Source organism: Streptomyces sp. NBC_00209, from assembly GCF_045206345.1.
Classification (GTDB): domain Bacteria; phylum Actinomycetota; class Actinomycetes; order Streptomycetales; family Streptomycetaceae; genus Streptomyces.
The window spans coordinates 25592-44821 of record NZ_CP108121.1; the positions used below are offsets into that span (position 1 = coordinate 25592).

18 protein-coding genes are annotated in these 19230 nt (G+C 73.8%); 4 read left to right on the forward strand and 14 right to left on the reverse strand.

Annotated features, from left to right (window positions below; translation table 11 throughout):
• Positions 1–2: 2 nt before the first annotated feature.
• The 4 genes from OG867_RS00125 to OG867_RS00140 all read right to left on the reverse strand — a co-directional run bounded on the left by OG867_RS00125 (position 3) and on the right by OG867_RS00140 (position 4423).
• Entirely contained in the window at positions 3–965 is a 963-nt protein-coding gene (locus tag OG867_RS00125) for an iron-containing redox enzyme family protein (RefSeq protein ID WP_331720330.1), read from the reverse strand.
• An 89-nt stretch (positions 966–1054) separates the two neighbouring features.
• Entirely contained in the window at positions 1055–2407 is a 1353-nt protein-coding gene (locus tag OG867_RS00130) for a hypothetical protein (protein ID WP_328904585.1), read from the reverse strand.
• A complete protein-coding gene (locus OG867_RS00135) occupies positions 2404–3264 on the reverse strand; it encodes a phytanoyl-CoA dioxygenase family protein (protein ID WP_328904586.1) in 861 nt (286 codons plus the stop codon). Before OG867_RS00135 ends, OG867_RS00130 begins: the two co-directional genes overlap by 4 nt.
• A 100-nt stretch (positions 3265–3364) precedes the next feature.
• Entirely contained in the window at positions 3365–4423 is a 1059-nt protein-coding gene (locus OG867_RS00140) for a carboxymuconolactone decarboxylase family protein (protein ID WP_331720331.1), read from the reverse strand.
• A gap of 242 nt (positions 4424–4665) precedes the next feature.
• Here OG867_RS00140 and OG867_RS00145 point away from each other — a divergent pair, with 242 nt between their 5' ends.
• Positions 4666–5853 (forward strand): acyl-CoA dehydrogenase family protein, encoded by a 1188-nt coding sequence (locus OG867_RS00145; RefSeq protein ID WP_331720332.1) that lies wholly within the window; start codon positions 4666–4668, stop codon positions 5851–5853.
• Here OG867_RS00145 and OG867_RS00150 read toward each other — a convergent pair.
• From OG867_RS00150 to OG867_RS00165, 4 genes are all read right to left on the reverse strand, one after another.
• Positions 5843–6820, reverse strand: coding sequence for an NADP-dependent oxidoreductase (locus OG867_RS00150; RefSeq protein ID WP_331720333.1), 978 nt, complete (start codon positions 6818–6820; stop codon positions 5843–5845). The two genes, OG867_RS00145 and OG867_RS00150, sit on opposite strands and share 11 nt — an antisense overlap.
• Positions 6817–8199 carry an FAD-binding monooxygenase gene (locus tag OG867_RS00155; RefSeq protein ID WP_328904590.1) on the reverse strand — a complete coding sequence of 461 codons (1383 nt, stop codon included), beginning with the start codon at positions 8197–8199 and terminating at the stop codon, positions 6817–6819. The genes OG867_RS00150 and OG867_RS00155 overlap by 4 nt, the downstream gene beginning before the upstream one ends.
• Positions 8196–9386 (reverse strand): epoxide hydrolase family protein, encoded by a 1191-nt coding sequence (locus OG867_RS00160; RefSeq protein ID WP_328904591.1) that lies wholly within the window; start codon positions 9384–9386, stop codon positions 8196–8198. Before OG867_RS00160 ends, OG867_RS00155 begins: the two co-directional genes overlap by 4 nt.
• Positions 9387–9533: 147 nt before the next feature.
• The gene (locus OG867_RS00165) at positions 9534–10715 is read right to left on the reverse strand and encodes an acyl-CoA dehydrogenase family protein (RefSeq protein ID WP_331720334.1); all 1182 of its coding nucleotides are present in this window, start codon (positions 10713–10715) and stop codon (positions 9534–9536) included.
• Positions 10716–11004: 289 nt separating this feature from the next.
• Between OG867_RS00165 and OG867_RS00170 the strand changes: the two genes are divergently transcribed.
• Genes OG867_RS00170 through OG867_RS00180 form a run of 3 tightly spaced genes read left to right on the forward strand, consistent with a single transcriptional unit; the run spans position 11005 to position 13280 of the window.
• Positions 11005–11751, forward strand: a complete 747-nt coding sequence (locus tag OG867_RS00170; RefSeq protein WP_331720335.1) for an alpha/beta fold hydrolase — start codon at positions 11005–11007, stop codon at positions 11749–11751.
• 24 nt (positions 11752–11775) lie between these two features.
• Positions 11776–12327 carry a carboxymuconolactone decarboxylase family protein gene (locus OG867_RS00175; RefSeq protein ID WP_328904594.1) on the forward strand — a complete coding sequence of 184 codons (552 nt, stop codon included), beginning with the start codon at positions 11776–11778 and terminating at the stop codon, positions 12325–12327.
• 41 nt (positions 12328–12368) lie between these two features.
• On the forward strand, positions 12369–13280 hold the full coding sequence (locus OG867_RS00180) for an oxidoreductase (protein WP_328904755.1): 912 nt from the start codon (positions 12369–12371) through the stop codon (positions 13278–13280).
• A gap of 75 nt (positions 13281–13355) precedes the next feature.
• On the opposite strand, the gene OG867_RS00185 is transcribed toward OG867_RS00180, so the two are convergent.
• From OG867_RS00185 to OG867_RS00210, 6 genes are all read right to left on the reverse strand, one after another.
• Entirely contained in the window at positions 13356–14726 is a 1371-nt protein-coding gene (locus OG867_RS00185) for a condensation domain-containing protein (RefSeq protein WP_331720336.1), read from the reverse strand.
• Entirely contained in the window at positions 14723–15274 is a 552-nt protein-coding gene (locus tag OG867_RS00190; RefSeq protein WP_328904596.1) for a prephenate dehydrogenase/arogenate dehydrogenase family protein, read from the reverse strand. Before OG867_RS00190 ends, OG867_RS00185 begins: the two co-directional genes overlap by 4 nt.
• 32 nt (positions 15275–15306) lie before the next feature.
• Positions 15307–16110, reverse strand: coding sequence for a TIGR03084 family metal-binding protein (locus tag OG867_RS00195; protein WP_331720337.1), 804 nt, complete (start codon positions 16108–16110; stop codon positions 15307–15309).
• A 92-nt stretch (positions 16111–16202) separates the two neighbouring features.
• Positions 16203–16646 carry an acyl-CoA thioesterase gene (locus OG867_RS00200; RefSeq protein WP_328904598.1) on the reverse strand — a complete coding sequence of 148 codons (444 nt, stop codon included), beginning with the start codon at positions 16644–16646 and terminating at the stop codon, positions 16203–16205.
• 102 nt (positions 16647–16748) lie between these two features.
• On the reverse strand, positions 16749–18434 hold the full coding sequence (locus OG867_RS00205) for a GMC family oxidoreductase (RefSeq protein WP_328904599.1): 1686 nt from the start codon (positions 18432–18434) through the stop codon (positions 16749–16751).
• A complete protein-coding gene (locus tag OG867_RS00210; protein ID WP_328904600.1) occupies positions 18431–19003 on the reverse strand; it encodes a DUF5987 family protein in 573 nt (190 codons plus the stop codon). Before OG867_RS00210 ends, OG867_RS00205 begins: the two co-directional genes overlap by 4 nt.
• Positions 19004–19230: the final 227 nt, after the last annotated feature.

The window sequence follows — 19230 nt, forward strand, 5'->3', positions numbered from 1 at the left end:
GGTCAGCGGCGCAGGTCCTTCATCTGCTGCCAGATGCGCCGGTAGTAGGCGTTCGCGACGCGTTCCCGGGTGAGCACCCCCATGCACACCTCGCGGAGCGCGGCGGGCGAGGACTGGACGAGCGGCAACAGGACGTGGTCCAGCCAGTCGGCGCCGTGGCCCTCGTCCACGTGGACGTGGATGCTCTGGTACGTGATGACGTCGGCGGGCACTCCGAGGCGGGTGCAGGCGTCGACCATCGCCTGGAAGCGCGGCGGGGCGCTGTGCTCCATCAGGCCGAGGGCGCCCAGGGCGCGCGGGACCAGGCCGCGGTGGAGCGCGTACATGAGGGTCAGGCAGGCGTTCTCGAAGACCTCGGTGCCGTTCAGCTCGGAGGTGTCGATGTTCCGCTCGGCCAGGCGGTCGCGCATGTAGACGGCGGAGTGCTCGAAGAGCACGGTGTGCATCCGTTCGAGCGCGCCCTCGCCCATCTCGTCCCAGTAGTTCTCGGCCATGACCAGCTTGCTGGCACCGGCGGAACCGAGCTGGACCAGGGCGACCAGGTCGTCGAAGCGGCTGTCGACCAGCTCCTCGGCGAGGAAGAAGAGCGCCACCTCGTCCAGCCTGGCCTCGTTCTCGATGTACCGGCAGAACTCGGGCTGCACATGGGCGGCGCTGACCGCCTCGAACCAGTCGCGGAACTCGGCGGCGGACTCGGGCAGCCGGGCGGTGTCGACCTGCTCGTCCTCCCAGCGCAGCCACTCGTTCTCGATGCGGCCGATCTGCTGCGAGGCGTTGAGCCGCGGGATCTGCTCGAAGGTCTCGGGGCCGCCCAGGTAGGCCGCGTAGTGGCGGTGCAGACGGGTCATCAGTTGGAGTCGCGCGGCCAGGTCCGGCGCGGACGCGTCCTGCGGGAAGGCAGCGGAGATCGCGCTGCCGTGGGGACGGGGGCGTTCCAGAACGCTGCCCGGGAGTGCTCCAGCCACTGCTTACCTCCTGGCCGTGACGGCCTGTGCGAGTTGTTCCGGGTGGGGGGCGGGCCCGTCGCCGAGGGGGGCGACGGGCCGTTGGTCGCTCAGACCGCCGCCATCGGGCAGCCCGCGGCCTCGGCGGCCGTGACCACCGGGGCGGCGGCCGTCGCGGCGATGTCCTCGGCGATGCCGGCGACGATGGCCTGGGCCTCGTCGGCGGTGGGCGCGGCGGCGATGACCGCGATCATCGGCTCGTCCCAGTGGATGCCGCGCACGCTGGTCGGGTAGGCGCGGACACCCTGGTCCCAGAGGCGCTGGAAGACGGGGCGGATGTGCTCCTGGTAGCTGAGCCCCGGCGGCACGGTCATCATGAAGTGGGCGGAGAGGGTCAGGTCGCGCTCGGCGTTCCACAGCCGGAGCAGGCCGCCGGCGTGCAGGGAGCCGCTGCGCCGGGCGTTGATCTCCGTCACGTACAGGGTGCCGTCCGCGCCGGCGACGCAGTCGGCGCACATCCAGCCCCGGTAGCCGAGCGCGTGGGCGGCGGCGCCCACACCGTGCGCGACCTTGGTGACCTCGGCGCCCCAGTTCTGCGGGAGCGCGCCGTCGCCGACGTCCACGCTGCGGAACTGGTAGCCGTTCTCGACGGTGAGGGCGCACAGGACGACGTCCTCGACGCCGTCCTCGCCGACCAGGATGTCGACGGCCGGGCAGCCGACGCCCGGGGCGTGCTCCACGAACTGCTGCACCAGGATCGGGAAGGCGAAGAAGGAGTCCCGCGCGGCGTTGTCCAGGAAGCTTTCGACGGTGCCGGCCGAGACGACGCCGGAGCCGTCGCCGGCGACGCCGTAGGCGGTACGGGCGATGACCCGGTCGTAGCGGGTGAGCAGCCGGGTGAGGGCGCCGCGCAGCTCGACCCAGTTGCTGACGACGACGCCGGGGGCGACGTGGATGTCGGGCAGTTCGCGGGCCAGGTCGAGAACACTGACCTTCGAGTCGAGGTAGAGGCTCGCCCAGTAGTCGGCGGTGTCGACGGAGTCGAGCTCGACGTCCAGGCCCCAGCCGCGGATGATCGCGGCCAGCTGGTACGTCTCGGGGGTCGGGCCGACCATCTGCATCCTGACCAGGTCGTGGCCCTCCAGGCGGGCGCGCAGGGCGCGCTGCGCCGCCCCGTCGGCGAGCAGGTCCTCGACCAGCAGGCCCGTGGTCACGGCCGGGGAGATGTACGGGGGTGCTTCCACGCCCAGCGCGTGGTGCACGTCCGCGAACCACTGCTCGTCCACCCCGGCGGGGAGCAGGAGGACGCGCGGGGCGGAGGTCCAGAACACCGAGTGCTCGCACTCGTACGTACCGCTGAACCGCACCACGCGGGCGCGCTCGTCGCCGGTGAGGTTCAGGTCGGGGTCGCGCAGGAAGTACTCGGCGGCGTTCGGGATGATGAGTTCTACGGTCTTGGTCACTGCGGGGTCTCCCCGGTCGCGTAGGGCATGGGTGTGAGGGCCCGCACCGTGGGCTCGCTGAGGAACGGCGGGCGGGGCTTCGAGACGTCCTGCGGTCCGTTGTCGCTGCTGTTGTAGACGAAGATCACCATCGCCCGGCGGAACGGTGAGCTGTTCGGCGCGGAGGTGTGGAGGATGTTCGGGCTGAAGAAGAGCACGGAGCCGGCCGGGCCCTTGGGGCTGACCATGCCGCGCTCGCGCACCATGGCGCCGACGGTGTCGTGGCCGACCTGGAACTTCTCCTCGGCGGTGAGCGTGGCCACCCAGGACGGGGCGTCCTCGTAGCCGGCCGGCATGCCCGAGGACTCGGTGCCGGCGAGCACGCCCCGGCGGTGCGAGCCGGGGACGAAGGTGAGCGGTCCGTTGAACTCGGTGACCTCGTCCAGGAAGATCGCCACGTTGACCAGGTCGGGGCGCTGGATGCCGTCGTTCTGCAGCCAGTAGATGTAGTCCTGGTGCCATTCCCACTGGTCCCCGGAGAACGGCGCCTTGAAGTTGATCTTCGACTGGTGGACGTACGCGGAGTGGCCGACGATCTGCTCGACCGCGCCCAGCAGCTCCGGCGCCCGGGTGACCTCGGCGATCTCCGGGTAGGTCTGGTGCAGTCCGTAGACGGAGCGGACGGTGGTGTTGTCCCGCTCCATGACGCGTCGCGGGCCGTCGTCGGCGTGGAGCCGGGGCAGCAGTGTGTCGACCACCCCGGGGACGTCGGTGTTCAGATAGCCCGGGGGCAGCATCAGGTACCCGTCGCGCCGGTACTGGTCCAGCAGTTCGGTCCCCAGGGGGCCGGCCGTCAGGGTACGAGCTACATCAGGCATGGGTCCTGAACCTCCCGGTACGGTGCGGGTCTTGCGGGCAGCGCGAGCTCCGGGCACCGATTCTGCGCAGTGGGGCCCGAGGGGGCATCTCCGTGGTTGCTCACGTTCGGCGGCCCCGGTCCGCCCGGGGTGCCGTGCGCGCCTCCTGCTCGCGGCCGAGGCGGCGGCCGGTGCCCAGCGCGGAGCGCAGCGCCGCCCAGGAGGTGAGCTCGATGAGCGCCCGGTCGCCGGGGTGGCGGGCGCGGAACGCGGCGACGTCCTGGTCGGTCACCTGGTACGGGGCGTACGCCACCAGCAGCGCGAGGGCGGCGGCGGGCCGGTCGGCGGCCGGCAGGCCCGCCACCGCGTCGGAGAACCAGGCACGGCTCGGCCCCCGCGGGTGGTCCCCCGCGTCGAGGCGCCCGGTCACCAGCGCGCGGACCGGCTCGGGAAGCCAGTGCACGGCGGCGTCCGTCGCGGCGGCGGCCCGGCCGAACGCGTCGGCGGCCGCCGGCACGTCCTCGGCCCAGGAGAAGCCGTCCGGGGGCGGGGCGGCGGGCAGCAGGGGGAGCGACCGGCCGGGCGCGGGGCTCGCGGCACCGGCGGGGCGCATGGCCCGGGCGACCGTGCGCATCATCGGACCGCGCACCGGGCCGGGGACGGCGGCGGGCATGGGCGACTCCGCGAGGAAGAGGGTGACCATGCGGTTGAGGTAGTGGAAGACGACGGCCACCGCGAGGAATTCGGCGCGCTGGGCCGGCTGCCAGGAGGCCGGCCAGGGCGGGGTTCCGGCGCCCGGGTCCGCCCCGGCGCGCGCCCACGCGGTCAGCTCGGGGTCCTCGTCGGCGGCGCCGTCCAGGGTCTCGTACGTGGCCCGGTGGACGTCCACGCAGTACGGGCAGGCGTTGGCCCGGGACACGGCCGCGGCGACCCGTTCCCGGGCGGCCCGGTCGGTCGCGCCGTCCACGAGCAGGCCCTCCCGGAGCATCGCCCAGGCGGCGGCCAGCGCGGGCGGGGACGGCGAGTGCAGGGCGAGCGGGGGCGCCAGCACCCCGAAGTCCCGCACGGCCTGGGTGTAGACGGCGGCGACGTCGCCGCGCGCCTCGGACTGCCGTACGGCCGTGACGTGCCGGACCTGTGTGCACGCGTGCCGGAGCATCGCTCCCACGATCTGTCTCATCTTCTCCGCGCCTCCCGCGAACCGTGCCGTGCCCGTTGCCGCCAAGTGGCCTCGCGGCCCGGCGGCTTCGGCGGTGTCGGCGCAGGCTGTCAGCCGGCGGGCGGGGCGGGCACCTCCGCGGTTGCCGGTTCGCCCGGGACCGCGTGGACCGGCAACCCCGAAGATGCCTGCCGGGGCGCGGGGTTGAACGCTGAGGGGGTGTCCTCGCCCCGGCCGGGCGAGGCGGAGAACGAGGAGGCGCCATGTCCCCTGTGCCTGTTGTCGCGCGGCGGCGACCGTCCCTTACGCCGGTGCTGCGGACCCGGCTCCGAACCTCGGCGGCCCTGTCGGCGCGCAGCGGTGAGCCGGACCGGGCGGCGGTCGCCGAGCTGCGGGCGTCGGGGCTGCTGGCCGTGGCGGTGTCCGAGGCGTACGGCGGCGCGGGGGGCCGGGCGGCCGACGTGAACCGGATGGTGGAGGAGGTGGCGGTGGTCAATCCGTCGCTGGCCATCATCGCGTTCCAGCACTGCTCGGTCGCGGCGCGGATCGGTGAGTGGGGCTCGGCCGCGCAGAAGGCGCAGCTGCTGCCCCGGCTGGCCGACGGCACCTGGCTGGCCGCGTCCGCCTGGAGCGAGGGCGGCGGCCGGCCCGGGTCGGGCGGTCCGCGCAGTACGGCGGTGCGCGAGGAGTCGGGCGGCTGGGTGCTGCACGGGGCGAAGGCGTTCACCACGGGTGCGTGTCTGGCCGATGTGTACCTGGTGCAGGTGCGCGACGCCCGTCCGGCCGTGGAGCCGGCGCCGGGCGGGGGCCCGCGGCCGACGTTCTTCGTCGTCCCGGCGCGGACGGAGGGCCTGGTCGCGGAACTGGGCCTGGACCTCGCCGGGATGCGCGGTTCCGCGACGGGGACGGTGTCCCTGACGGACTGCCGGGTGCGGGACGCGAACCGGCTGGGCGCGGTGGGCGCCGGGCAGGAGATCGTGGCCGGCGCGCACCGGTCGGGCGCCGGCCTGGGCGCGGTGGCGGTGGGCATCGCGCAGGCGGCCCTGGACGAGGTGACGGGGTACGCCCACCGGCACGGGCTGATGGGGCGGCAGTCGTTCCGCTACCGGCTCGCCGAGCTGACGACCCGTCTGGAGGCGGCCCGGGCCATGGTGGAGCGGGCTGGTGCGGGGACCGCTCCCCGCCCGGACCTGGCGACGCTGCGCAGCAAGCTGTTCGCCTCGACGGCGGCGGAGGACATCTGTCTGGAGGCCGGCCGGCTCATGGGCTCGGCCGGCTACGCGTCGGAGAGCGCGGTGGCGGGCCTCCTCGCGGACGCCCGCGGGGTGGCGCTGATGGGCCCGTCCAACGAACTGTGCCACCGGCTCCTCGCCGTGTCGCTCCTCGGCCGCGACCACGCTGTCGCGGAGGAGCCCGACGAGGCGCCGGAGGCCACGGTGTTCAGAATCTGAGGACGACCTTGCCGGTGAAGCGGCCGGTCAGCTGGCCGACCGCCGCGTCGACGCCGTTCTCCAGGCCGTCGACCACGGTCTCCGGCACCACGATCTGCCCGGTGCGCACCCAGCGGGTGAACTCCTCCTCGAACCGGGGCATCAGCTCGGGGTGGTCGAAGGTGTAGAAGCCCTGGATGCTGAGGCGTTTGCCGACCACCGTGAGCATGTTGCGCGGGCCGGTCGGCACGCCCGACCTGACCTGTTCGGTCTGCCCGCACATCACGATGCGGCCGCGCGGCCGCAGCGCGTCGATGGCCGCTTCCAGGTGCTCTCCGCCCACGCTGTCGAAGTAGACGTCGAGTTCGCCCCCGATCTGGGAGGCGATGCCGTCGTGGTAGTCGAACGCGGCGTCGTAGCCGAGGGTCTCGACCGCGAAGCGGACCTTGTCGGGCGAGCCGACCGAGCCGATCACCCGGCCCGCTCCGCGCAGCCGGGCGATCTGCCCGGCGATGGAGCCGACGCCGCCGGCGGCGCTGGACACCAGCACGGTGTCGCCCGGTCTGATGCGGGCGAGTGCGACGCCGATGTAGGCGACCACCCCGAAGCTGAGGTGGTGGGAGAGCGACGGGTACGCGTCCGGGTCCAGGCGGCGGAACTGGCAGCCCTCGCCGACCGCGTAGTCCCGCCACCCGTACCGGTGCCACACGAGGTCCCCGGCCGCCAGGCCCTCGCACCGCGACTCCACGACCTCGCCGACCGCGTCGCTCCACAGGGGCTCGCCGGTCTCGAAGTGGGGGATGTCCAGGGCGGACAGGTCGCTCATCCGCAGCAGCGCGCCCGGGTCGATGGACATGTAGAGGTTACGCACCAGGACCTCGCCGGGAGCGGGGTCCTGGACGTCCACCTCGACCAGTTCGACGTCCCCGGGGTCCGGCACGCGCTGGGCCGGGCGGGAGACGAGGCGGACGAGCCGGCCGGTCCTCATGACAGGGCCCGTTCCCGGTCCGCCGCCGTGTCCGCGCTCCCACGCCGGCCGCGCGGGAAGAGCACCCTGCGCAGCACCGAGGGGCGCATCACGGCGGGAGGCGGGTCGACCAGCCCTGCCACGCGCAGGAACGCCTCGGTGACGGCCTCGTCGTGGACCGCCGCCGCGCGCAGCCTCGGCATATAGGCGTTGACCAGCCGTACGGGCAGGCTCCGCCTGCCCCGCGTACCGGGGAAGGCCAGGTCGCCGCCGGCCGCCAGCGCCCACGGGGCGTCGTTGACGCGTGCCAGGTCGCGGAAGTAGGCGCGCGGGTCCGGGTCCCGGTCGCGGCCGGTGTGCCGGGCGAGCACCCGCGCGCCGAGGGCGGCGACCGTCATCCCCTGGGCGTAGATGGGGTTGAAGGAGCAGACCGCGTCGCCGAGGACGAGCAGTCCCCGGGGGAACGCGCCGAGGGATTCGTAGCGGCGGCGGACGCTGGCGGGGTAGTGGAAGGAGACCGGGTCGCCCAGCGGGGTGGCCTCGCGCACCGCCTCGTGGATCGCCGGTACGGGGAGGGACGCGGCGAACGCGAGGAAGCCGGGGAGGTCGGCCGGCGGGCGGTCGCCGTGGATCCCGTACAGCGACAGCGAATAGCGGTCCGCGAGCCGGGCCAGCGTCGCGCCCCGGGGGGAGCCGGGGGTGGCGACGCAGACCTCGGCGACCCCGTCGCCGACGGGGTCGGGGTCCAGGGGGCCCCGGAAGTCGCAGGTGGTGTAGGTGAGGTCGATCCTGACCTTGTCCTCGCGCACCTGGGGCAGGCCGAGCGCGGCCAGCCAGCCGGGGGTGCGGGAGCCGCGGCCGGTGGCGTCGACGGTGAGGTCGGCGGGGACCTCGTACGCGCCCTCGGACCCGTGCCGGGCGTGCAGGCGCACCCCGGTGACCCGGCCCCCCGCGGTGCCGATGAGGCCGGTGATGTCGGTGGCCTCGGCGAACCGTACGGCGTCCAGGGCGCGGACCCGGCGGCGCAGCCGCTGTTCCAGCATGGGCCGGGACGGCGAGATGCAGGTGAGTCCGGTGGTCGTGCGGCGCATCATGCGGCCGTCGAAGTGCCAGCCGAGGCTGGTCCCGAAGTCGCCGACGGGGACGCCGTCGGCGCGCAGTTCCTCGGTCAGCCCGGGGAAGAGCCCTTCGATGACCTCGTGGCCACTGGCGAGCAGTCCGTGGACGTGGTGCCCCTGGGGCGCGGCGCGCCGGGGCCCCGCGGTGTCTCCCAGCTCGTCCCGGTCCACGACCAGGACGTCGTCGTAGGAGTCGGCGAGGACCCGGGCGGCCAGCAGGCCGGCGATGCCGCCGCCGAGGACGACGGCGCGCCGGCCGGGGGCCGTGGCTCCCGCCGTCATGCGCGGTCCCCCGCCCCTGCGGTGACGGGCTGCCGGGCGCCGACGGCCGCGGCGAAGTCGCGGAGGTCGGCGACGAAGTGCGCGGGCTGCTCCAGCGGGGCGAAGTGGCCGCCGCCGGGGTGCTCGCGCCACTGGACGATGTGCGGGTACTGCTGCTCGGCGAACGCCCGGACCGGCGGCGCCGGGTCGTCGGGGTAGACGGACACGCCGAGGGGCGCGGTCATGGGCGGCGGGGCGGTCGCGGTGGGCGAGCCGGGCAGCTGGTCGGCCAGTTCGTAGTAGGTCTGGGCGGACGAGCCGCCGGTCGCGGTGAGCCAGGTGAGGGTGAAGTTGGCGAGCAGGTCGTCCCGGTCGATGACCTCCTCGGGCCGCTCGGCGCAGCCGGACCACTCCTTGTACTTCTCGGCGATCCAGGCGAGCTGGCCGGCCGCGGAGTCGTCCAGGGAGTACGCCAGGGTCTGCGGCCGGGTCCCCTGGATCTTCATGTAGCCGGAGCCGTACTCGAAGAAGTCCCCGAGCCGGGCGAGGCGGCCCAGGTCCCGCTCGTCGAGCCCGGCGACGGCCTCGGGGCCCGGCGGCGGGGTCACCAGGAAGTTCACGTGCACCCCGGCGACGTGCTCCGGGTCGAGGGAGCCGAGGGCGAGGCTGACCCAGGAGCCCAGGTCGCCGCCCTGGACGAGGTAGCGGTCGTAGCCCAGCCGGCGCATGATCTCCGCCCATGCCTGGGCGATCCGGGGCACGCCCCAGCCGGGTTCGGCGGCCGGGCCGGAGAGGCCGTGCCCGGGGAGGGTCGGCAGGACGAGGTGGAAGGCGCGGGACGGGTCGCCGCCGTGCGCCCGGGGGTCGGTGAGGGGGCCGATCACGTCCAGGTATTCCAGGACGGACCCGGGCCAGCCGTGGGTGATGAGCAGCGGGGTGGCGTCCGGCTCGGGCGAGCGGACGTGCAGGAGGTGGACAGGGGTGCCGTCGACCTCGGTGCGCAGCTGCGGGTGGGCGTTGAGCCGTTCCTCGACGGCACGCCAGTCGAACGTGTCCAGCCAGTACTGGGTGAGCTCGCGCAGATAGCCCACGGGGACGCCGCGGCTCCAGCCGGCTCCGGGGATCTCGGCGGGCCAGCGGGTCTCCGCCAGACGCCTGCGCAGGTCGTCCAGTGCGGACGGGGGGAACTCGGTGCGGTACGGATGCATGTGGTCTTCCCGGTTCCTGGTGCTGTGGTGGGTTCCGTCGCGTGGAGCGGGGCGCGCCCCGGAAAGGGCCTAGGACCTGTCGGGAGTTCCCCGTCGTCCGCGCGGAGCGCGGGCGCCGCTGCGCAGGCGGGGAACTCCAGACAGGGCCTAGAGGTACGAGGTGTTGGGGTCGAGGCCGCAGAGCACGCGTCCGTACAGTTCGGCGTTGGTGTCGGGGTGCATCAGCGCGTGCAGGTTGAGCGCCTGGACGTCGCGGCGGATCCGCTGGATGGGGTCCGTGCTGTACAGGCCGCTGCCGCCGCTCGCCGTGGCCAGGGCCTCGACGGCGCCCGCCGCCTGACGGAACGTGCGGCCGAGCGCGGCGCGGGCGGCGATCCGCTCCGGCAGCGTCCACGGCTCGCGGGCCAGGCCCTTGCGGTCCAGGTCGCCGGCGATGCGGCGGGCGTGGAACTCGGCCTCGTCGGCCAGGTAGGCGGCCTCCGCCACGTGGAGGTGGGTCACCGGGGCCTCGCGCCGGCTGTCGTAGGCGGTGTACGTGATCTTCCGGCCGGGGAGCCGGTCGTGGAAGGTCTCGACGGCGGCGCGGGCCAGCCCGACCGCGGCGCCGGCGAAGCAGGCGGAGCCGGTGGCCATCATCGGCGCGTTCCAGACCGGGGACGCCTGGTTGAGCTCGGTGGCGTACTGGCCCTGGAGGACCAGGGGCAGGGGCAGCACGCGTTCCATCGGCACCCGCACGTTGTCGGCGATGGTGGTGAGTGACCCGGTGCCGCGCAGGCCGGAGGTGAACCAGTCGTCCTCCAGCTGGAGTTCGGCGGTCGGTACGAGGGCCATGACGGGCCACACGCCGTCGCCGCCCGGGGCCGGGGCCATGGCGAGGACGACCTGCCACTGGCTGTGCGGGGCGCCGCTGACGAAGGACCAGCGGCCGTCGATGATCATGTCGGAGCCGTCCGGGCGGGCCTGGGCGGAGGGGCTGAGCACCCCGCAGACGCGGACGTCCGGGTCGGCGAAGACCTCGTCCTGGACCTGGTCGGGGAAGAGCCCGGCGAGCCAGGCGCACATGGACCACACGGCGGTGTTCCAGGCGGCCGCGCCGTCGCCGCGCGCGATCTCGCCGATGACGCTCTGGAGGGTCGCGAAGTCCGTCTCCTCGCCGGAGTAGCGCGCCGGGACGCGCATCCGCAGCGCCCCGGTCCCGGCGAGCGCGTCGAGCGTGGCCTCGTGGAGCCTGCGGTTGTCGTCGGTCCACCGCGCGTGCTCGCGCAGCGTCGGCAGGACCTTGCTGACGTTCTCCTGGAGGGGATGGGCCACAGGCGCTGTCGCAGTCATGTGTGGTGCCTCTCGTCTCGGTCTTCGCGGAGGGACCGGGCGCTGCGGGACGTCGCGGCACGCGCGTCTCCGGCGCCTGCCCGGGCGTGGATCAAGGCTGCGGTCCGCGTCAGGCGCGGCGCATCTTCCTTCGTGCGCAACGGGCTCGGGGAGCGTTGGGCGCGTCTTCCCGCGTGCTGTGGTCGCTCTTCCGCTGTGCCTGAACGCCTGTTCAAGCGGGTCGGGCCCGTCGCGGGCGGTGAAGGCTGCCCTCCGGGTTCCGCCGTCGGCCCGGGAGAGGAGCGCGGTCATGGCATGGCTTCAGCGCACACGGGTCGCGCCCGGTGCCGCGTTCCGCGTGGTCTGCTTCCCGCATGCCGGGGGCACGGCCGCCTTCTTCCGGCACTGGGCCTCCCCCGGCGGGCGGTTCGAGGTGTACGCGGTGCGCTATCCGGGCCGTGCGGAACGGGCGGCCGAGCCGTGCGCCACGGACGTCCGGGACCTCGCGGCGGGCGTCGCGCCCGCCGTCGCTGCTCTGGCGGACCGGCCGGTGGCGCTGTTCGGGCACTCCATGGGCGCCTGGGCCGCGTTCGAGACGGCGCTGCTGCTGGAGCGGGGCGGTGTTCCGCCGAGCCGCCTCTTCGTCTCGGGCGCCTCGGCCCCGCCTCCGCGACCGGCCCCCGCCGGGCTGGAAACGGCGTCCCCGGACGAGCTCGCGACGACCCTGGTCCGGCTCGGGGGCACCGACCCCGCGCTGCTGGACGACCCGGGGCTCCTCGACCGGTACTTCCCGTACATCCGGGCGGACCTGCTCATGGCGAGCCGGTACGCGGCACGTCCGGCGGACCGCGTCGGCTGTCCCGTCACCGGGGTGCTGGGCGACGCGGACCCGGTGACCGGCCCCGGTCAGGCGTCCGGCTGGTCGCACCGCACCACCGGCGGATTTCGCCAACTCGTCGTTCCCGGAGGCCACTTCTACCTCGCGGACGACCCGCCCCTCGCGCTGCTCGACGCGGAGCCGGCCTCCTCCCCGCGCACCGCGCCGATCCCCACGTAACACTCCTCCGTGAAAGGGCCTCGCATGACGCACATCGCGCTCGACAACGACCTCCCCGGCATCACCGGCCTGATGGCCAACCGGCCGGACACCGCCGCCCCGCTGAACCACCTCGCCGAGACCCTGCTGCGGGCGCCCGCCTCGCTCCCCCAGGGTGAGCGGGAGCTGATCGCCGCGTACGTCTCCCACCTCAACCGGACCCCGTTCTGCGCCGGTTCGCACGCCGCGTTCGCCGCCGCACAGCTGGTGGAGGGCCAGGAGCTGGTCGACGCGGTCCTCGCCGACCCGGCGAGCGCCCCCATCGGCGCCAAGCTGCGCGCGCTGCTCGCCGTGGCGGCCGAGGTGCAGGCGGCGGCCCGGGCCGTCTCCGCCGAGGCGGTGGCGGAGGCGCGGCGGGCGGGCGCGAGCGACGCGGACCTGCACGACACCGTGCTGATCGCGGCGTCCTTCTGCATGTTCAACCGGTATGTCAGCTGCCTGGACACCGCGCTGCCGGTGTCCGACGCCTACTACCTCGAATCCGCGCACCGGATCACGACCGTGGGCTACGGCCGGGCCGTGAGCGTCCCGGCCTGAGCGGTGTACGCGGCGGCGGAAGGAGGACCGGAGTGTTCGGCCTGACAACGGAAGAGCGGTGGACGGCTGCCCGGGCGCCGGAGCAGCACGGGCGCACCGCCGTCGTCACCGGTGCCAGCTCCGGCATCGGCCTCGCGACCGCCGCCGCGCTCGCGCGCCTCGGGGCGCATGTGGTGCTGGCGGTACGGGACCCCGGCCGGGGCACCCTGGCGGTGAGCCGTATCCGGGAGGCCGTACCGGGCGCCGACCTGACGGTCCAGGAGCTGGACCTCGCGGCCCTGGACTCCGTACGGCGGGCGGCGAGGGAACTCGAAGGGCTGCCCCGGATCGACCTGCTGGTCAACAACGCCGGGGTGATGTGGACCAAGGGCACGACGACCGCCGAGGGCCATGAGCTGCAGTTCGGGGTGAACCACCTCGGGCACTTCGCGCTCACCAACCTGCTGCTGCCCCGGCTGGCCGAGCACCCCGGCTCCCGGGTCGTGACGGTCAGCAGCCATCTGCACCACCTGAGCCGGCCCGGGCCGCCCGGCGCCCGGCCGCCCTCGGGCCGCTACCGGGCGTACAACCGGTCGAAGCTGGCCAATCTGCTGTTCACCGCCGAACTGCAACGGCGGCTCACCGCGAGCGGCCGTCCGACGATCGCCACGGCCGCCCACCCCGGCCTGGCGGCCACCGGTCTCGGCCGGGGCTTCCCGGCCGGGCTGCGGGTGGCCGGCGCACCGTTCGCGCGGCTGCTCCTCCAGGACGCCGACGCGGGAATGCTGTCCACCCTGCGGGCGGCCACCGACCCGTCCGCGCGAGGCGGTTCGTACTACGGGCCGGGCGGGATCACGGGCACCCGGGGCGCTCCCCGGATCGTCCGCCCCGGCCGGGGCGCCCGGGACGAACGGGCGTGGCGGCGGCTGTGGGAGCAGTCGGAGGAGCTCACCGGCCTCACGTACGGCGGCTGAGCGGGACCGAGGCGGGTGGGGTACGGGAAGCTTCCCGTACCCCACCCGCCTCGGTCGTTCCCAGGCCCTGCCCGGTCACCCGAGGCTGTTCCAGGACCGGTCGGGCTCCCGTACGGCCGCTTCGAGCAGGGCGGCGTAGGTCCCGGCCCAGCCGGCGACGGTCTCCGGGTCCAGCTCCTCGGTGTTGAACTGGATGTGCCCGCCCAGCTCCCCGGTGGCCAGGGCGTGCACGGTCCACGCGACGCCGTGCGGGATCCAGGCGCCCTCCGGGGTCAGGCCGGCCGGCTTGGGCACCTCCTCCGTGGCGTCGGCGATCCGGGTGGCGGCGGGCTCGAAGGGCGGGGCGAAGGCGCCGAAGATGAGGTTGGTCTTCCGGGGCTCGTCGTTGGGGGACATCAGCTCGGGCAGCATGTCCTCCACGTGCTGGATGGGGACCGCGTTCTCGTGTCCCTCGCGGCAGGTCCGGGCGGTGGCCGCCAGGACGTCGCGGAAGGTGTCGTGGCCGGCGAGGCCGGTGCGCAGTGCGAGGAAGTCCATCAGCGGGCCGACGATGCCCTGGTGGCGCGGGGCGGGGCGCACGGTGGTGAGCGTGTCGATGACCGGGTCCATCGTGCCGTTGATCCGGTGGGCGAGCAGGTTGAACGCCGCCAGGTACACGGTGGAGACGGGGGTGTCCGCCTGCGCGGCCAGCTCGTGGGCCCGGGTCACGGTGGCGGCGTCGAGCGGGAAGGTGTGGGCCGAGTAGGGCGCGGAGTGGACGTGCGGGACCTCGCGGTCGGTGGGGACCGCGAAGACGCGGGCGCCGGCCAGGTGCGTACGCCAGTAGGCGCGGTCCTCCTCGGTGCGGGGCGTGTTCTCGCGGGTGAGCTCGTCGTGGGTGAAGTCGGTGTACTGGACGGCCTCGGGCAGGTCGGCGGGCCGGTCCTCGGCGTGGGCGCGGATCAGCTCGGCCAGGTCCCGCAGGAGCACCTGCATCGACCACTCGTCGCCGGCGGTGTGGTGCGTGACGAGGCTCAGGACGGCGTCCTCGGCGTCGAAGCGGACCAGCCGGGCGCGGAGCAGCGGCACGGTGCGGGGGTCGAGGCTCCCGGTCTCGGCCTCGTTGCGGAGCCGTTCGGCGGCGGCGTCCCGGTCCGGTCCCGCCGCCACGGCGAGGTGGTCGACCAGCAGGGGGACGGACCGGGCGGGCACGACCTCCTGGGTCGGGCTGTCCTTGTCGCGTGTGACGACGGTACGCAGGATGGTGTGCCGGACCACCAGCTGGTCCAGGGCCCACTGGAGGTCCGCGGTGTCCAGCGGACCGGTGATCCGCCAGCTGCCCGCCATGGTGAACCGGTGGCTGAAGAATCCGGCCTCGTCGCCCTCGTCCCCCGAGTTCCACAGCACCTGGGGCGCGGAGAGGGCTTCGGGCTGCTGGTCGGACGCCTGCGGGGTGAGCGTGGTCATCGTCTTCCTCTTTCGGAGATCGGGGAGCGGGCCCGGCGGCCCGGGGGCACGTCGTCGCGGTGGGCGCCGCAGGTGCGGACGAGGCGGTCGACGGCGTCGAGGGCGTCCGGTTCGGCCAGGGGGTAGGGGCACACGGTCCACGGGCGGCCCGCGAAGAGGCCGGCGGCCGGTCCGCCCGGCCGGGCGGGGAGCCGGGGGCGGCCGGGGACGTACCCCCGCAGGTCGCAGCCGCGCAGGCGGGCTTCGTCCCAGATGCCGTGGTTCCCGGCGGTGAGGTCGGTGTAGGCGCGGCCGAGACCGGCGGCCTGCGCCTCGTACAGGGTGTCGATCACGGCGGCGGTCGGGGTGGCGACGACGACCAGTGCGGCCGGGAGGCTGTCGGGCCGAAGGACGGTGCCCGCGCCCCGGAACACGGCCCGGGCGAGGGCGCGCGGGTCCTCGTCGGCGAGCGCGACGCTGCGGCCGGCCCGGGTCAGGGCCAGGGCGATGGAGGTGCCGAGCGTCCCGCAGCCGATCACGGTGACGTCGTGCGGGGCCGTGGAGGTCATGGTGGCCGCCGGGGGTCCGTCGGGGTGCCGGGTCAGTGGCTGTGGGCCGCGAACTGCCCCGGCCGGCGGCCTTCTCCGGCCGGTCCCCGGTACGCCTGGGCCAGGCCCAGCCACTCGGTCGCCCGGTCGCCGCTCGCGGTCAGCGCGAGGTCGTCGGGGTGGCGGCGCCGGGTGACCAGCAGGCAGAAGTCGTGGGCGGGGCCGGTGATGGTCTCCACGGCGTCGGCCGGGCCGATGCTCCAGTGCTCCCCGGAGGGGGCCGTCAGCTCGAACCGGAACGGCTCGGCGGGCGGCGTCAGGCCGCGCGAGAGGTAACCGAAGTCGCGGGTCAGCCAGGCGAACTCCGCCAGGTGGCGCAGCCGGTCGCTGGGCTCGCGGCGCACCCCGAGGGCGTCGGCGATGTCCTGGCCGTGCCCGAAGACCTCCATGATCCCGGCGCAGGTGAGGATCCGCGGGGGCAGCGGATTGACGAGCCAGGGGACGATGGAGTCCTCCGGCACGGCGGCCAGGGCCCGCACGCACGCCTCGCTCTCGGCGGTGAAGGCGGCGAGCAGTCCGGCCGGGGTGAGGTGGTCGAAGCCGCGGAGCGCCGCGTTGACCGCCCCGTCGAAGTCGCCGGCCGCACCGGCGGCGATCTTCTCGAAGGTCTGCGGGTCGGCGGCGGCGGTCCTGGCCAGCTGGAAGATGAAGGTCAGGTGGGCGATCTGGTCGGCGATCGTCCAGCCGGTGGCGGGGGTGGGCGTCCGCCAGGCGGCGTCGTCCAGGTTCTCCACGAGGCGGATGGTCTCCTCGGCGTCGATCGAGAGGTCCTTGAGGGTGTCCTGCAGCGTGGCCATGGGGTTCTCCTGGGGTGGGTTGTGTGAAGCAACTCGGTCGGGTTGCGTGAAGCAACCCACTGGGCGTGCGGGGGCCGTACGGGAACGGGGCGTCAGGCGGCGAGCGCGGCGCCGGAGTACGGCGCGAGGGCCTGGACCAGGGAGTCCGGGACGAGCGAGGGGACGGTCGCGGTGTTGGGGCCGCGCATGCAGGCGATCCGCTGGCGGCCGCGGGCGACCAGGGTCTCGCCGCCGTCCTCGGCGAGCCGCACGTAGTCGAAGGTGAACTCCAGCTGGGTCTGCCCGAGCTCCGCCAGGCGCATCCGGATGGACAGCTCGTCGAAGGCGGTGATCTCCGCGAAGAACTCGCAGTCCACCTTGAGGGTGAAGAGCTTCAGGTCGTCCTGGACCTCGGCCAGGACGGCCGGCGCCTCCTGCTTCAGGAACATCTCACGGCACCGTCCCTGCCAGCGCAGGTAGTTCACGTAGTACACGTTGCCGACGAGGTTGGTCTCCTCGAAGCCGACGGTGTGGAGGTACTCGAAGTAGGCGCTCATGGTCTTTCCTCTTCCTGCTCGGTGCGGTGGGGCTGGTTTCGTGAAGCAACCTGCTGGCGATGAGTGGCCGCCCGGGCCCCTGGCCCGGGCGGGGGCGCGCGGCTATCCGGCGACGGGCGCGGGTACGGACGGCGAGGGGATCACGGTCAGGGTCCTGGACCGGCTGTCGCGGACGGCGGCGGGGAGCGTTGCCCGGTAGCTGACGCGGACGCCCTTGTCCTGGGCGGCGCGCACGATGCCCGGGACCGCTCGTTCGGCGATGGCCGCGATGGTCATGGCGGGGTTCACCGTGAGCGCGCCGGGGACGGCCGAGCCGTCGGTGACGAAGATGCCGGGGTGGCCGCGGAGTTCGTTGCGGTCGTCCAGCGCGGAGGTGTGCGGGTCGTCCCCCATCCGGCAGGAGGCCAGGGGGTGCACCGTATAGGCGCCGACCAGGTCGTTGGTCCAGGGCATGACCTGGGACAGGCCGTCCTTCTCCAGGATCTCCTTGACCTCGGCGTCCGACTTCGCCCACGCCTCGACCGTGCTGGTGGTGGGGGCGTAACGGAGGTTGCCGCGGCCCAGCATCTGCTGGGAGATACGGTGCGCGTTCCCGGTGGCGGGCGGCGGACCGAAGACGCCTTCGTTGTTGTCCTCGATCATGGTGAAGATGGTCAGCCAGGACTGCCAGCGCTTGAGGATCTCCTTCTTGGCCTTTCCGAACCAGGAGGGCGCTGCCTCTCCCGGCACCTGGGCGAGGATCGTGCCCAGGCCGGGCGGGAAGTACAGCTGTTCCAGCGAGTAGCGGGAGAACTCGGGGAGGGATCCGTCGAGCCGGTCCCAGTTGGCGACGGTGGGGCCCTTGCCGATCTGGTTGACGGCGTACGCGGTGCCGTCGCCCCGGTCGAGCTTCAGCAGCTCGGCGGCCTTGTCCTCGTCGATGATCGCCGTGTTGAGGCGTTCCCCGTTGCCGGAGAAGTAGCGCCCCACCGCGTGCGGCATCGTGCCGAGGTCGCCCTCGCTGCGCTGGAGGATGACGGGCGTGGCGCCCGCGCCTGCGGCCAGGATGACGATCTTCGCCTCGATGACGCCGTTTCCGGTGCGGACCCGGTAGTCCTCGGCGTCGATGACGTCGTAGTGGACCCGGTAGTCGCCCTCGGGGGTCCGGGTGATGCGCTGGACCTCGTGGAGTGGCCGGATCACGGCGCCGTGGGTGACGGCGGCGGGCAGGTAGTTGAGGAGGAGGGACTGCTTCGCCTCGTAGCGGCAGCCGGCCATCATCCAGTTGCAGTTGGTGCACCGGGAGCTGTCCACGGCGGTCGGCAGCGGGTTGGCGGTGCGGCCGGAGTGGTCGCACGCGGCCGCCCACAGGCCGCCGGCGTAGCTGACGTCGTCCCAGTCCTGCCGGGTGACGGACAGCGCCTGGGCGACGCGGTCGTACCAGGGGTCGAGGGTGTCGCGGTCGATGGCCTTCGGCCACATGCGGCGGCCGATGCTGCCCTTGCGTTCGAAGACGAAGCGGGGGGCGCGGGGCATCGCCGCGAAGTAGACGACGCTGCCGCCGCCGACGCAGTTGCCGCCGAGGACGCTCATGCCGTCACCGACGACGAAGTCGAAGGCCCGGGTGTAGGAGGAGCCGAGCTTGTAGTCGTGCTCGAAGTCCTCGCTGGTCAGCCAGGGTCCACGTTCCAGTACGGTGACGGAGGCCCCGCCGGCCGCGAGGTGGTAGGCGGTGATGGCGCCTCCGAAGCCGCTGCCGATCACCAGGACGTCGGTGCTTTCCGCAGGCTTCTCCGCGGGGTTCGTCATGCCGGGCTCCCGGAGGGTGTGGTGTCGGGGTGCAGGCGGGCCAGCGGGCGTCCGTAACCGGGCTTCGCGAAGCGCCAGAAGCCGTCCGCGCCGGGCGGGGTGATGCCGAGGGCGGCGAGACCGGGGTGGTCCGCGGCCAGGGCCTCCGCCGTGTGCAGGTGGGCGGCCGAGTCGAAGGACATGTTGGAGAAGAGGGCCAGCAGGATCCAGAACTCGCGCTCGGGGTGTCCGGGGGCCGTCAGCCGCTTGACCAGTTCGGTGCGGTGCTCGAAGTCGAGTGCCACGAAGGGCGGGACCGTCGCGTCGAGCTCCAGGCCGTGCTGCCCGGCGTAGCCACGGGCGTGCTCGTCCAGGAGTTCCGCGAGGCCGTCCACGCCCTCCGACATTCCGGTGGCGTCCCAGCGCAGGAGGTCCAGCGCGCCGGCCGCGACGGCTCCGCCGCCGGTGGCCGCGCCGGCGACGGCACGGTCCTCGGGACCACGCTTTTCACCGGGGATTATGGTGTCCGCGAATGCTTCCAGGGTCAGTCGTGCACTGTCGGCCGACTGCCGGCCGGTCACGTCCGTCATCAACTCTCCCTCTCCGGACAATCGGAATGTCGTGCGGCATGCCGAGGAAGCTATGCGAGCGGTGCGAGTTCAAGCAACGGGTGAGTCTGTTCAAGAAACGACCGAGTTCCACGAAGCAACTAACCGAAGTCTCCTCGGGGCCGCTCCGGGCCACCCGATAAAACCAGCCAGCCGGTAGACTTCGAATCGCTCTTCGAACAGCGGAACCGGATCGTACGACGCGTTGG

Coding starts and splice junctions, on each gene's coding strand:
- OG867_RS00135 (WP_328904586.1), bottom strand. CDS start 3,264: ATGCCTGATGTAGCTCGTACCCTGACGGCCGGCCCCCTGGGGACCGAA.
- OG867_RS00160 (WP_328904591.1), bottom strand. CDS start 9,386: ATGCATCCGTACCGCACCGAGTTCCCCCCGTCCGCACTGGACGACCTG.
- OG867_RS00190 (WP_328904596.1), bottom strand. CDS start 15,274: ATGACCTCCACGGCCCCGCACGACGTCACCGTGATCGGCTGCGGGACG.
- OG867_RS00205 (WP_328904599.1), bottom strand. CDS start 18,434: ATGACGAACCCCGCGGAGAAGCCTGCGGAAAGCACCGACGTCCTGGTG.
- OG867_RS00145 (WP_331720332.1), top strand. CDS start 4,666: ATGTCCCCTGTGCCTGTTGTCGCGCGGCGGCGACCGTCCCTTACGCCG.
- OG867_RS00155 (WP_328904590.1), bottom strand. CDS start 8,199: ATGACGGCGGGAGCCACGGCCCCCGGCCGGCGCGCCGTCGTCCTCGGC.
- OG867_RS00140 (WP_331720331.1), bottom strand. CDS start 4,423: ATGAGACAGATCGTGGGAGCGATGCTCCGGCACGCGTGCACACAGGTC.
- OG867_RS00195 (WP_331720337.1), bottom strand. CDS start 16,110: ATGGCCACGCTGCAGGACACCCTCAAGGACCTCTCGATCGACGCCGAG.
- OG867_RS00175 (WP_328904594.1), top strand. CDS start 11,776: ATGACGCACATCGCGCTCGACAACGACCTCCCCGGCATCACCGGCCTG.
- OG867_RS00210 (WP_328904600.1), bottom strand. CDS start 19,003: ATGACGGACGTGACCGGCCGGCAGTCGGCCGACAGTGCACGACTGACC.
- OG867_RS00165 (WP_331720334.1), bottom strand. CDS start 10,715: ATGACTGCGACAGCGCCTGTGGCCCATCCCCTCCAGGAGAACGTCAGC.
- OG867_RS00170 (WP_331720335.1), top strand. CDS start 11,005: ATGGCATGGCTTCAGCGCACACGGGTCGCGCCCGGTGCCGCGTTCCGC.
- OG867_RS00200 (WP_328904598.1), bottom strand. CDS start 16,646: ATGAGCGCCTACTTCGAGTACCTCCACACCGTCGGCTTCGAGGAGACC.
- OG867_RS00185 (WP_331720336.1), bottom strand. CDS start 14,726: ATGACCACGCTCACCCCGCAGGCGTCCGACCAGCAGCCCGAAGCCCTC.
- OG867_RS00150 (WP_331720333.1), bottom strand. CDS start 6,820: ATGAGGACCGGCCGGCTCGTCCGCCTCGTCTCCCGCCCGGCCCAGCGC.